14 protein-coding genes are annotated in these 12,499 nt (G+C 42.5%); all 14 read left to right on the forward strand.

What is annotated here, in order from left to right:
- The first annotated feature begins 198 nt into the window (after positions 1 to 198).
- The 14 genes from FHY60_RS04940 to FHY60_RS05005 all read left to right on the forward strand — a co-directional run bounded on the left by FHY60_RS04940 (position 199) and on the right by FHY60_RS05005 (position 12,413).
- The gene (locus tag FHY60_RS04940) at positions 199 to 381 is read left to right on the forward strand and encodes a hypothetical protein (protein WP_139903961.1); all 183 of its coding nucleotides are present in this window, start codon (positions 199 to 201) and stop codon (positions 379 to 381) included.
- Positions 382 to 425: 44 nt separating this feature from the next.
- Positions 426 to 1,706: a DEAD/DEAH box helicase gene (locus FHY60_RS04945; protein WP_243122228.1), complete on the forward strand. Its 1,281-nt coding sequence runs from the start codon at positions 426 to 428 to the stop codon at positions 1,704 to 1,706.
- Positions 1,696 to 2,112: a gp33 family protein gene (locus FHY60_RS04950; RefSeq protein WP_479723576.1), complete on the forward strand. Its 417-nt coding sequence runs from the start codon at positions 1,696 to 1,698 to the stop codon at positions 2,110 to 2,112. The genes FHY60_RS04945 and FHY60_RS04950 overlap by 11 nt, the downstream gene beginning before the upstream one ends.
- 107 nt (positions 2,113 to 2,219) lie before the next feature.
- Entirely contained in the window at positions 2,220 to 2,972 is a 753-nt protein-coding gene (locus FHY60_RS04955; protein WP_139903964.1) for a hypothetical protein, read from the forward strand.
- 57 nt (positions 2,973 to 3,029) lie between these two features.
- Positions 3,030 to 4,952 (forward strand): bifunctional 3'-5' exonuclease/DNA polymerase, encoded by a 1,923-nt coding sequence (locus FHY60_RS04960; protein WP_139903965.1) that lies wholly within the window; start codon positions 3,030 to 3,032, stop codon positions 4,950 to 4,952.
- Between the two features lie 4 nt (positions 4,953 to 4,956).
- Positions 4,957 to 5,745: a phage antirepressor gene (locus FHY60_RS04965; RefSeq protein WP_139903966.1), complete on the forward strand. Its 789-nt coding sequence runs from the start codon at positions 4,957 to 4,959 to the stop codon at positions 5,743 to 5,745.
- Between the two features lie 15 nt (positions 5,746 to 5,760).
- Entirely contained in the window at positions 5,761 to 6,186 is a 426-nt protein-coding gene (locus tag FHY60_RS04970; protein ID WP_139903967.1) for a DUF7768 domain-containing protein, read from the forward strand.
- Positions 6,183 to 8,738: a phage NrS-1 polymerase family protein gene (locus tag FHY60_RS04975; RefSeq protein ID WP_139903968.1), complete on the forward strand. Its 2,556-nt coding sequence runs from the start codon at positions 6,183 to 6,185 to the stop codon at positions 8,736 to 8,738. Before FHY60_RS04970 ends, FHY60_RS04975 begins: the two co-directional genes overlap by 4 nt.
- A 300-nt stretch (positions 8,739 to 9,038) precedes the next feature.
- A complete protein-coding gene (locus FHY60_RS04980; RefSeq protein ID WP_139903969.1) occupies positions 9,039 to 9,338 on the forward strand; it encodes a VRR-NUC domain-containing protein in 300 nt (99 codons plus the stop codon).
- 93 nt (positions 9,339 to 9,431) lie between these two features.
- Positions 9,432 to 9,887: a hypothetical protein gene (locus tag FHY60_RS04985; protein ID WP_139903970.1), complete on the forward strand. Its 456-nt coding sequence runs from the start codon at positions 9,432 to 9,434 to the stop codon at positions 9,885 to 9,887.
- 218 nt (positions 9,888 to 10,105) lie between these two features.
- Positions 10,106 to 10,516 carry a hypothetical protein gene (locus FHY60_RS04990; RefSeq protein ID WP_139903971.1) on the forward strand — a complete coding sequence of 137 codons (411 nt, stop codon included), beginning with the start codon at positions 10,106 to 10,108 and terminating at the stop codon, positions 10,514 to 10,516.
- A gap of 31 nt (positions 10,517 to 10,547) precedes the next feature.
- Positions 10,548 to 11,546 (forward strand): type II TA system antitoxin MqsA family protein, encoded by a 999-nt coding sequence (locus tag FHY60_RS04995; RefSeq protein WP_139903972.1) that lies wholly within the window; start codon positions 10,548 to 10,550, stop codon positions 11,544 to 11,546.
- Positions 11,547 to 11,689: 143 nt separating this feature from the next.
- Positions 11,690 to 11,920, forward strand: a complete 231-nt coding sequence (locus FHY60_RS05000) for a hypothetical protein (protein ID WP_139903973.1) — start codon at positions 11,690 to 11,692, stop codon at positions 11,918 to 11,920.
- A 205-nt stretch (positions 11,921 to 12,125) separates the two neighbouring features.
- Positions 12,126 to 12,413 carry an HNH endonuclease gene (locus FHY60_RS05005; protein ID WP_479723579.1) on the forward strand — a complete coding sequence of 96 codons (288 nt, stop codon included), beginning with the start codon at positions 12,126 to 12,128 and terminating at the stop codon, positions 12,411 to 12,413.
- Positions 12,414 to 12,499: the final 86 nt, after the last annotated feature.

Genomic DNA, 12,499 nt, shown 5'->3' on the forward strand with positions numbered 1-12,499 from the left:
AACTTTTTTAATTAAAAACAGGCTATTATAATGAGATTCTCAGCCATTATGCGAAAAGGCGAAATAACCTTTCTGCATAATGGCTATTTTTTTTGCCTAAAACATGGACTTTAGATGTCCAGACAGGCTTTTGCAATTTAGGTAGCATTGAGTCAGAGAGTTGGCCAACCCTCAAAATCGAAGGATGGAGGATATAAGATGCAAGACTCAATGAACAATGCAAAAGTGCAGCCAATAGTTTCAATGCCCATAAAGGGCAGACCATACAAGCATCAGGTTCGTGCTTTCAATTTCATATGCAGTCTATTTGGACTTTTGAAGGGTGGTGGTGTTTCTGCCATTTCCGGATGGGGTGCAGCGCTCCTGATGGAAATGGGCTGACCAGCACCGGGAAAACTCTTGTCTCAATTGCCATTATAGGAGCATTGCTTGCTGCAGGAAGAATAAAACGTGTGCTGATTGTTGCGCCGCTTTCCATACTTGGAGTGTGGGAAGATGAGTTTAAACGGTTCGCAGATTTTCCATATCAGCTTATAGTCCTTAATGGCATGATTCAAAAGAAAATCCAACAGCTAAGATTTTTAACTGGCGAAGGTGTCCATGTAGTGGTGGTCAACTATGAATCTGCATGGAGAATGGAAAAGGAACTGGCAAACTGGAATTCTGACCTTATCATTGCCGATGAAGGACACAAAATTAAAACTCATAATACAGCGGTTTCAAAAGCAATGCACCGATTGGGCTTGATTGCCCGGTATCGGCTCTTACTGACAGGAACGGTTATAACCAACAAAGCCATAGATGTATTCAGCCAGTATAAGTTTCTTGATCCTCGTATCTTTGGAAATAGCTTCTATGCCTTCCGAAACCGGTATTTCAACATGGTCGGCTATGGCAATCATACGCCGGTGCTGAAAAAATCAATGGAACAGGATTTGATGAAAAGGATCCACAGCATTGCGTTCCGGGCAACCAAAGCTGAGTGTCTGGATTTGCCGGAAACCACCGATATCATTCGCCATATTGAGCTTGAGCCTGTAACTTTGAAGAAATATAAGGAGCTTGTCAAACAAAGCTATACTGAGCTTTCAGCAGGAGAAGTAACAGCTACAAACATACTAACACGCTTGCTTCGTCTTTCGCAATTAACCGGCGGATTCATCGGAAGCGATGACGGCGGGAAAATCGAGCAAGTCAGTGATGCCAAGTTAAATGCTCTTGAAGATATCCTTGAAAGCAGCATTCAAGAAGGACATAAGCTGGTTGTCATAGCAAGGTTTATCCCTGAAATTCATGCCATATGCAGGCTGTTGGAGAAGAAGAACATTGGCTATGCGTGTATTTATGGTGCGACTAAGGGTCGCCAAGAGCAAGTCCACCGGTTTCAATATGATCCTGACTGCATGGTGTTTGTTGGCCAGATTGCAACTGCTGGCCTCGGTATTACACTAACCGCTGCAAGCACAATGGTATTTTACTCACTTGATTATTCCATGTCGAATTTTGAGCAGACAAAAGCCCGGATCCATAGAGTTGGGCAGAAGAACGGCTGCACATATATCTACCTTATCGCCAAGGGTACTGTAGACTCAAAAATCCTGACTGTTCTGCGCAATAAAGCAGATCTTGCAAAAATGCTGATAGACGACTACCGCAAAGGTGCAAACCCCTTTGCCCCAGAGGGAGGTGAAAGCAGTGAGCAATAATGCGATATTTGAACTTGCTGACCGCCTTAAGGAGCTGCGCAAGGCGAAGAAGGCCGCGGAAGATGAACTGAAAAGCATCAATGCGGAGATTGACGATGTTGAATATCACCTGTCTGAGCTGATGATCAGCAGCGAGACGCAAAACTTTACAAGAGCAGGAACAATGTTCTGCCTTTCAACGACAACAAGAGCCAGTACTGCCGCAGGCATGAAGGAGGAACTGTTTGACGCACTACGCAGTAAAGGCTTTGGAGAACTCATCTATGAAACAGTCAATGCAAACTCTCTGTCGGCATTTGTTAAAGAACAGATTGCCGAGAATGGGGACGAGCTTCCGGACTGGTTGAAAGGCCTTGTGAATGTCTTCGAAAAGACAACAGTAACTGTGCGGAAAGCAGCAAGATAAATAAGTTCAGAGTGCAATGCTCAAGGAATAACGGTTCTAAGATCAAAGTTTCAAAGAACAATGATATAGATTACATTTCAAATTCATATTTACGGAGGTATAAAAGCATGAAAAGCAATGAACTCGTAACTATTAGCGAAAATGCAGGTTTTCTTCAGCTCGCTGATTTTAATCTAAACGAGGCAATGGAATCAGAACTTGATGGTCTCGATTTGACTTTTGAACGTATAAAAATCCCGTCCGCAGGCAGCACAGTATTTGAAGTGCCTGGTGAGAATCCCGGAGAGCCGGATAATGTCAAAGAATTCTCAGCGGTAATTCTTTATCATCATCCACTTTATGCATACTACAAGGACAAGTATACCGGAGGTAGTAACCCACCGGATTGCGGAAGCTTTGATGGTATAACCGGCGAAGGAGACCCCGGAGGAAGCTGTGCCAAATGTCCATATAATCAGTTTGGTTCAGGGGAAAACGGCAGCAAAGCCTGCAAAAACCGCCGCAGGATATATGTACTGCGTGAAGGGGAAATTTTCCCGTTAATACTCTCTTTGCCTACTGGATCGTTGAAAGAGTTTTCCCGCTACATCAAAAGGCTGCTTTCTAAAGGCAAAAAATCAAACAGCGTGGTTACTCGCTTTTCTTTGAAAAAGGCAACCAACTCAAGCGGTATTACCTATTCACAGGCTCAGTTTACTGTAGATCGGGATCTGACCGCTGACGAATTCGCGTTGATATCCAAGCTTTCTGAGCAGGTCAAAGCATTCAGTACCCGAGTCGGCCATGATACTGAACCTGCCAGTGAAGAGGTAATAAATGTAGACCCTGAATCAGGTGAAATTACTGAGCCGCTTAAGTGATCAAAGGCCCTATCGGAGAGTAACTTCTATCTCCGATAGGGCGGAAAGGAGAACCGCATGGGATACAAATGTGTTTATACACTATCTGAAATACAAGAGTATCTGAAAAACATTGCCTTATTTGCTTTCGATTTTGAAACGTCGCCCCGCGATAAATGGAGGAACGAGAAAAGTGCTACTCTTGATGCTCATAAAGCCGATATTACAGGGATCAGTTTTTCAGTATCTGACGGAACCGCTATTTATGTTCCACTTAAACATCGCAGCGGACGAAACGCAGAGAACCAGACGTCAATATGGAAGTATCTGAAATTACTATTCGAATCCAAAGATGTAATAAAGGTTGCTCATAATCTGGCTTTTGAGTCTATGTTCCTTTATGCAAGAAGTATTGTCCTTCAAAAGCCTTGTTATGACACTATTGCAGCATCACAACTTACATTAAAAAGCAAGTGGGAGTTCAGAAGCCTTGCTGACAGCGGACTTAAGACGCTTGCACCCGCGCTGTGTAAAGCGGAAATGATAGAATTCTCAACGGTTACTGACGGTCGATTTTTCGATGAATTAAACCCTCAGGATGAGAAGACTATCCGCTACGCTTGTGCTGACAGTGATTATACTCTTCGCCTATACCATGTTTTCAATCAGTGGTTTGATAGGTTTTTACCTAAACACAGAACCATTGTGGAAGAGGTGGAATCGCCCACATCAGTGTATGTCGGGATAATGAAGTATAACGGCATATTGGTGGACAAGTCAGCCATGCTGAAGAAACAAGCGGAAGCCGCGGAAAAGATCGTCAGCATCAGGAATGAGATTACCGGGATTATCGGCAACGTGGAGATAGGGGCAAATGCTTCAACTTCGGCGTTTAAGAAGTATCTTTTTATGGATCTCGGTCTTCCTGTTATGAAAACGACCGCAAAACATCAGGAAGCTGCCGACGATGAAACCATGATTCTGTTAAAAGAATGGTGTGAATCTAGCAGACCTGAGCTTGTTCGCTTATTTGATCTGGTGCAGGAGTACCGCAAATGGGGAAAACTCAAATCCACCTATATAGACGGTTATCTTCGATTTATTGATGAGGATACAGGCAGGATTCATCCGGACCTTATGCCGCTGGGGACAGAGACAGGCAGATTTGCGTCAAGAAACCCGAATATGCAGAATTGTCCGCAGAAAGACAATGACCCAATAGGCGTACGGAAATTTATCATTGCACCGGACGGAAAGGTTCTTTTATCCCTTGACTTTTCACAGATAGAACTGCGTGTCGGAGCATTTTATTGCAGGGACAAACGTATGCTGGAAACTTACCGTACAGGTGGTGATATCCATGCGCAGACTACCTCTGTTATTTACCGCATTCCTTTTGAGGAGGCAGCAGATAAAAATGCTCCACATTATAAAGAGCGCAGAACCATCGCAAAGAACTGCAATTTTGGTGTGTTTTATGGACTGTTTCCCACTGGCTTACAGAGGACACTAAAATTTAAAGCTGGCCTAAACCCAACTTTGTCCGAGTGTGAGACCATCATTCAAAACTTGAAGGCCGGATATCCCGGTCTTGCCCGGTGGCAGGATAAAGTTAAAAAGCGGGCTGCTGCAAGCTGCTACACAGAAACATGGCTGGGCAGACGAAGATACTTGCTGGGAATTCGGTCATCCGATTGGGGCAAGAAGTCGTTTGCCGAGCGGTGCGCATTAAATACACCTATTCAGGGTACAGCGGCAGATATTTTAAAGCTTGCCTGTGGGCGCATTATCAGTGGACTTCCCGAAAGGCTCTGGCTGAAACCTCTACTACAGATACATGACGAGCTGGTTTTTGAATTGCCGGAAGATAAGGTGTATGAAGCAGTTGACTTTATAAAAAAGTGTATGGAAACACAACCCTTCCCAGAATTTGATGTACCTATCGTGGCAGAGGCCTCGGTAGGAAGAAATTTTGGAGAAATGAAAGAAATGGAGGATTGATGTTATGAATAATTTACAGATTTTTAAGAATACAGAATTTGGCGAACTTAAAGTGCTCGTTATTGATGGAAAGGAATACTTCCCTGCAACAGATTGTGCAAGGATGCTGGGATACTCAGATCCTTACGATGCAATTAACAGACATACAAAGGGGTCGGTGAAACACCGAGTCCCTACGAGCGGCGGTGAGCAGGAAATTAAATTCATTCCGGAAGGAGATCTTTTCCGATTAATTGTTAAATCAAAACTTCCTACCGCTGAACGTTTTGAGAGATGGGTCTTTGATGAAGTGCTGCCCACGATCAGAAAATATGGAGTTTATGCTACGGATAAAGTAATCGAAGAGATGATTTCTAATCCGGAGTATGGTATCAAGATTTTCTCTGAACTAAAGGCAGAACGCGACAGACGGAAAGCTTTAGAAATAGAAAACGCAAAGAATAAACAGATTATCAGCGAGTTAAGGCCCAAGGCGAGTTATTACGATCTCATATTGCAAAATAAGAGCCTTGTGCCGATCAGTAAGATTGCCAAGGATTACGGAATGTATGGCCGCGCTTTCAATAAGCTGCTTCATGAGCTTGGAGTACAGTACAAAATGGGAAACTGCTGGCTTTTATATCAGGAGTACGCCGATCAAGGATACACGCAATCCAAGACCCATGCTATTGATGCAGAAAGAAGTGTAATGCACACATATTGGACACAAAAAGGAAGGTTATTTATTTATGACCTTCTCAAAAACAAGAAAGGTATTTTGCCTGTAATCGAACGTGATCAAAAAAGTGCATAGGCAGGGGGTAACAGCATGAGTATCAGTAAGTTTAACGCGGAAGGATATTACGACCCCACACCCTATGAAGCACTGCTTAGGATTGAGCGAGAGGCCAGGAAAGCGCCTTATAGACCGATGGTGTTTATATGCAGCCCATATGCTGGTGATACTGAACGTAATGTCCGTAAGGCTCAGGGATATTGCCGCTTTGCAGTGAGCAAGAATTGCATACCTATTGCTCCGCACCTCTTGTTTCCGCAGTTTATGGACGACGATGATGAACAAATGCGAAATTTGGGCTTGTTCTTTGGCATGGTACTGATGTCAAAGTGCTCAGAAGTGTGGGTGTTTGGCAGAAAAATTACTAAAGGAATGTCCATTGAAATTGAGAAGGCAAAGCAGCGCAGCATTCCGATCCGGTATTTTAATGAACGATGCGAGGAGGTGCAGTGTAAGTGAGCATCTCATTCCCTAAAGAACTGGCTAACCGGAAGCAATGGATATGCTGGCGTCTGGAACCCAACACAAAGGACGGAAAAGACAGTAAAATCCCTTATAACCCATTAACCGGCAGGAAAGCCTCAAGCACTAACCCAAACGACTGGTCGACCCTTGACGATGCGATTGCGGCAAAAGAACAATACCTCTATACCGGATTGGGTTTTGTATTCGCAAAAGGTGGAGGCTTAGTAGGAGTTGACATCGATCACTGCCGCGATAAAAACACTGGAGAATTAAACGATACCGCCAAGGCTATCCTTGAGCGGTTTCCGTCCTATACGGAAATCAGTCCTTCAGGAACCGGACTTCATATTTTCTATAAAGGGGAGATGCCTGCCAAGGGCAATAAAAACACTAAAACCGGTGTTGAAATGTATGCCCACAGTAGATACTTCACAATGACTGGCGATCAATTGCCCGGAACACCTGATAGCATTGCTAAAGATAACGGAACACTGGCCTGGATACATGAGAACTATATCAAAAGCAAGAAGCGGAGAGGAAAAAGCAAGAAAGACCGTAAGGGGGTTAAGTTAGAGCCGCTTACAGATGAAGAAATTCAGGAGAAAGCCCGGACAGCCGAAAACCATAAAGAATTTAACCTGTTATGGGAAGGAAAATGGCAGGAAGCCGGGTATCCCAGCCAGTCCGAAGCTGACCTTGCTCTTTGCTGTATGCTGGCTTTCTGGTCAGATAAAAACAAAGAGCAGATGGACAGGCTGTTTAGAAAGTCCGGGTTATTCCGGGAAAAATGGGATACGGTGCATCATGCAAGTGGAGCAACATATGGGCAGGAGACACTGGAGAAGGCCATTGAAGTTACAGAGAACGTATACAGCCGCGAAAGCGAGTCGGTTATCTTTGAACATGAGGGCAGGTATTACCGCACCAGAGGCGAAAGTGTGTACCCTATAACAAACTTTATCATTCAGCCGGTGGAGATGATTGTATCAGAAGATGAAACGCAGATGACTGCCGATCTTATTACAATCCGCGATGAAATATACCGCCAGACCTTTATGACTACCGACTTCAATAATATTCAAAAGTTCAAAAACATCTTGAACCGCCGGACAATATCCTTAGGCTATTTTGGATCAGAAGGAGATTTAGAGCTGCTGAAAGGTTATATATCCGAAATGGAGTGGGTACGAAAAACAGGGGTCAAGGCTCTTGGAATATATGAGCATGGCGGCCGGATGGTATATGTTTCAACGGATGGTGCCATTGAAGCGGGAGGTAAAATTGTTGAAGATATCGTGCAGCTTGATAAGTATAAAAGCATAACAACCGATATCCTAACCTTTGAGCCATTGACAAAGGAACAGCTTGTCAAACTTGGAGAGTGGATCCTCAGCTATAACGAACCCATAAAAACGGTATCAGTGATGGCCTGGGTAGCCGGATGCTTTATTAAACCGCATCTTAAAAAATCAGGCATTAAGTTTCCGCATTTATTGCTTGTCGGAGAACAGGGCAGCGGAAAGAGTAATACATTGGAGCGGGTTATTCTGCCGGTATTTTCATGTAGTAAAATCCGCGCGGCTACACAGGTTACCGCATTTACATTGATGAAAGAATCTGCATCATCGAATCTGATACCACAGCTGATGGATGAGTTCAAACCTTCAAAGATAGACAAGCTAAGGCTAAATGCCTTATACAACCATCTTCGTGATGCATATGACGGGCATGAAGGTGTCCGCGGCCGGGCGGATCAAAGTGCTGTTACTTATGAACTGTTGGCACCCATCATTGTAGCTGGTGAGGAATCGCCGGAAGAAGCGGCTATCAGAGAACGGAGCATAGAATTGCTTTTCAGTAAGAAGGACTTAAAACCGGCCAGCCATAGACAAGCATTTTATAAGTTGTGTGCAAAAGCTGATCTGCTTGGCAGCTTCGGTCGGAGCCTGCTGGATATAGCACTCAGAGTATCGGTTGCTGAGGTAGAGAAATGGTATGAGGAAGCAAAGTCGGAGATATCTGATGAGTTTCCATCCCGTATCGTCAATAACCTTGCCTGCTGTTATGCCGGATTGAGCCTAGTTAACAAATTGTGTGAATTCCTTAATGTTACATGGTCTGAAGTGTTTCCTATTAACAAAGGGGCATGTACACGTTATCTCCGGAATGGTGTGCAGGAGTACTTGCTGGATGGCGGCAGCAATAACAAGACCATTGTAGAACAGACGCTGGAAATCATGGCCCGGATGAAACTAGCTCCAAACCAAGATTACACTTTTGATAAAGGCGGCAAGGTTATCGGGATACGTTTCTGCGATGTATATGACCGCTATACCAAGTACAGGCGCGACTATGCAATCACAGGGGAATGTCTTCCGTATAACCAGTTTCTGAAGCAGTTGAGGCAAAGTGACTTTTTTCTGGAGAGCAATAAAACTATGCGTTTCGGGAATGAAATAAAAAAAGCTTGGACTCTTGATTTTTCGATATTGAAAGAGCGATGCGATGTGAGCGGCTTTGAGATCACAGATATTGAGCCTCTTTAGTATCGAAAAAGGTAACAAGGTAACAAAAAGGTAACGCCCGAAACGCTGATGAATAGCCACTTGTTACCGATGTTACCTTTGTTACCTCAACTTTATATATACGCGCGAGAGAAACATGTTTTTTTGAAAATAAAAGAATAAAAAAATAAAAATATTTGTGTATACACCTACTCAAAAATGAGGTAACAAGGTAACAAAATCCTAAAATGCGCTTGTATAGCGGGTTTAAGAGGTGACCAATTTTGAAATTCCGAGGTAACAAGAGGAAAAAAGGTAACATTTTTTGGGGAATGAGCAGGTATGTCCGAAAAAAGTATTGTGACTAAAGTCCTGCGGTACTTAAAGACAGTACCGGGGTGTTTCTGCTGGAAGGAACATGGCGGTATGTACGGGACAGCAGGAATACCGGACATTATTGCCTGTGTAAATGGACGGTTTATAGCTTTTGAAGTAAAAACCCCATCAGGAAAGGCAACAAAACTGCAGGAAGCTACTATTAGGAAAATCCTCAATGCCGGAGGCGTGGCAGCGATTGTCCATTCGGTAGATGAGGTGAAGGTTATTCTGGAAAAGCATAACCTTCTGCAAGGAACGAAGTAATAACGAACAAAGAAACAAGCACTGCGAAGCAATGCAGAAAAGCACAATGCTTCAAAGATCAAGGTTTTTATCTTGATTTTTTGGAGGTGCGATATGCTGATTGCATGGCAGTATTTAGATAAAAAAGCGGCTGCTGTTGAAGCTTTGAAAGATTACAGCAGCATGCAGTATATTATTGAGCACAGTGATGAGGATATATATGATGTTGAAACCCGTATGACAAGCCCGCATAGTGCAAAGATTACTGGAGTTCCGGGCAAACACAATCCCAAAAGTGGCGAAGAACGCCTTGCTGCTTGCCTTGACGAGATTGATGTGTTGAAAGAACGTTACAGGCGGGCATTGGAATATATGGAGTGGTTCAAGCCTGCTTGGGAAGCCTTGTCGGAGGAAGAACAGTTTATACTGACAGAATTTTTTGTTAATGATGTGAGCAAGACGGAAGCTGTAGCAAACATCGGAGAGAAGCTGTTTCTTGAAAGAGCACAGGTGTACCGCAGGAAAGACAAGGCGCTTAATCATCTGGCACTGCTTTTATACGGGAAGTAGTTTAAAATAGGAAACCCACTTAGATAGAGCAATCTACCTAAGTGGGTATTTTTTATGGCCTACTGTATTGCGCTTAATATAAGCTCGTAGGATCTGTTATCTTTAGTATACGCTTTTGAATAAGAAAATCAATCGGATTAAAAATGTACTAATTGATGCATAAATCTTGACAATACGCATATAATATAGTATCATTGTATCACAAAAGAGGTGATGCAATGAATCAGCACTATAATCAGAATTATACCTGGGAACAGATTGATGAGATTTTGGCAATGATACATGACTGTATTAGAGAGGGCAGATTCATTATATCAAAAAATGAGAATAGACAAGAAAACATAGATTTTATAAATGAATATAACCTAAACAGCAGAAGGCAAAAGGAGATTTTACTGAAAATAAAAACAGAAGATTTTTGCCATTCATTGCAAAATACAAAAATAGGATTTGAACATGAGGTTTTATATGTCTTTTGTCCCCAGTTTACGTTATTTAACTTTGATGGTATCGAGGAGTTAGTTGATATATATACGAAATTTAATCTAATTGATAGTGAGAGTGGAAAACGAGTGGTTGTCATATCGTTTCATAAGCGAAACAAGCCGATTGATTATCTTTTCCGATGATCAATCAGAAAGTTTGAAAGGAGGCCGCCTTATGAATAGGAATAAGACATTTTGCGAGGAATGCAGAAGAGATGTCGAATACATGGTAGAAACAGCAACAATTAAGGGTAAACTTAAAGGCGAAGAATATGAGTATACCGGAAAGAAGGCTGTATGTAAAGAATGTGGGAGCGAAGTCTATGTAGCGGATATAGAGGACGAAAATCTAAAGGCTTTGTATACCACGTACCGTCAAAAAAATGGCATTATTTCGCTGGAGAAGATATTAGAAATACCTCAGAAATACAATATTGGCAAACGTCCGCTATCATTGCTTTTAGGTTGGGGAGAAATGACTTTTTCGAGATATTGTGAAGGTGATATGCCTACAAAACAGTATTCGGATATTCTTCAAAAGATTTATGATGATCCAGCATATTATAAAGAATTGCTGGAGAAAAATAAGGACAATTTAAAATCTCTGCAGGCATATGAAAAAAGTAAGCGGAAGGTACAGGAACTGCTTGGGGAAGAAAGCAAAACGGGTTCAAAGCTGGACTCAATTATCCAATATCTGCTTTATAAATGCGAGGACATAACTCCTTTAGCTTTACAAAAGGCACTATATTATGTCCAGGGTTTTTATTATGCTTTTGAAGGACGATTTCTTTTTGAAGAAGATTGTGAGGCATGGGTTCATGGACCGGTTTACAGAGATATATATAACAGGTATTCATCTTATCGGTTTGACCCCATTGAGAGTGTTGAAGCTTTCGATGAATCAGTTTTTACAACTTCTGAAAAAGCGATATTGGATAGCGTTATTAAGAACTTCTGCTGTTATAGCGGAAAAACGCTAGAGAAGTTTACGCATCTGGAGAAACCATGGCGGCATACCAGAGACGGTTTGCCAGTGGATGCGCATTCTAATCGTGTAATACCCAAAGAATTGATCGGGAAATATTTTGTAGCTGTGAAAGAAAAATTCAACATGCTTACTCCTGGAGATATAGAAGTATATTCGAAAGCTATCTTTGAACAAATAAACTGATATTTTTAGCTTCATTTAAGGTGAGATTTTTATGAGATGTAAACACAGGTATACCATATATAATGATATCGTGAAAAAATGCTATTAAAACACATAAGCCCTTCGGGGCTTTTTCTTATGACATAAAACGGGAGTGAGGAAAGATGTACGATAATTGTTTTGGTAGTAACGGAAGGATTGGCTGCAATATCCTGACTGTACACAAGTGTCAACAAGATAAATGTTCTTTCTATAAAAGCGCCCAAGATTTAGAGGAAGACAGAAAAAAAGCTTATATTTTACTTGCAGCTTTACCACCCGATATGCAGCGGTATATCTCCGACAAGTATTATAACGGCAGGATGCCATGGGCGAAAAGTAAATGTGCTGTTTAGTATTCCAGATGAGATTTTTATGAGATGAAATCCAATAAAAATCCAAATATAATGGTATTGTGAAAAGTTATGGATAAGCCTTCATGGGATGAACCTGTGAGGGCTTTTTTATACCAATAAAGGAGGTGGCCAGATGCTAAGAAAACCAAAAAGGCCTTGCTCCTTTCCCCGCTGTCCTGAACTGACGGACGGAAGGTACTGTGACATGCATCAAAAACAAGTTGATGCTTATTACAACAAATACGAACGAGATCCCCAAACAAGAAAACGCTATGACCGGAGATGGGGACGCATCAGGGACAGATATATTTCAGAGCATCCGCTTTGCGAGGAGTGCCAAAAGTACGGAAGGCTTACGCCAGCCAAAGAGGTACATCATATCATCCCTTTATCCAAAGGCGGAACCAATGCAGACAGTAACCTTATGAGCCTGTGTAAAAGATGTCACTCGTCGATCACTGCTTGCGAAGGAGAGCGGTGGGCAAGACGGTAGGGGGGTCAAAATCTCTGGCAAAGTGGTTTTGTGCAACGGGCGGGGGGTCACGCGCGAAAAATCGCAGTTTCAAACGGGGTATATCC

The sequence above is a fragment of the Clostridium thermarum genome, assembly GCF_006351925.1.
In the GTDB taxonomy this organism is placed as follows: domain Bacteria; phylum Bacillota; class Clostridia; order Clostridiales; family Clostridiaceae; genus Clostridium_AU; species Clostridium_AU thermarum.

Excerpts from the sequence above, each read along its gene's own strand:
- FHY60_RS04940 (WP_139903961.1), top strand. The coding sequence starts at position 199 with ATGCAAGACTCAATGAACAATGCAAAAGTGCAGCCAATAGTTTCAATG.
- FHY60_RS04955 (WP_139903964.1), top strand. The coding sequence starts at position 2,220 with ATGAAAAGCAATGAACTCGTAACTATTAGCGAAAATGCAGGTTTTCTT.
- FHY60_RS04960 (WP_139903965.1), top strand. The coding sequence starts at position 3,030 with ATGGGATACAAATGTGTTTATACACTATCTGAAATACAAGAGTATCTG.
- FHY60_RS04965 (WP_139903966.1), top strand. The coding sequence starts at position 4,957 with ATGAATAATTTACAGATTTTTAAGAATACAGAATTTGGCGAACTTAAA.
- FHY60_RS04970 (WP_139903967.1), top strand. The coding sequence starts at position 5,761 with ATGAGTATCAGTAAGTTTAACGCGGAAGGATATTACGACCCCACACCC.
- FHY60_RS04980 (WP_139903969.1), top strand. The coding sequence starts at position 9,039 with ATGTCCGAAAAAAGTATTGTGACTAAAGTCCTGCGGTACTTAAAGACA.
- FHY60_RS04985 (WP_139903970.1), top strand. The coding sequence starts at position 9,432 with ATGCTGATTGCATGGCAGTATTTAGATAAAAAAGCGGCTGCTGTTGAA.
- FHY60_RS04990 (WP_139903971.1), top strand. The coding sequence starts at position 10,106 with ATGAATCAGCACTATAATCAGAATTATACCTGGGAACAGATTGATGAG.
- FHY60_RS04995 (WP_139903972.1), top strand. The coding sequence starts at position 10,548 with ATGAATAGGAATAAGACATTTTGCGAGGAATGCAGAAGAGATGTCGAA.
- FHY60_RS05000 (WP_139903973.1), top strand. The coding sequence starts at position 11,690 with ATGTACGATAATTGTTTTGGTAGTAACGGAAGGATTGGCTGCAATATC.
- FHY60_RS05005 (WP_479723579.1), top strand. The coding sequence starts at position 12,126 with ATGCATCAAAAACAAGTTGATGCTTATTACAACAAATACGAACGAGAT.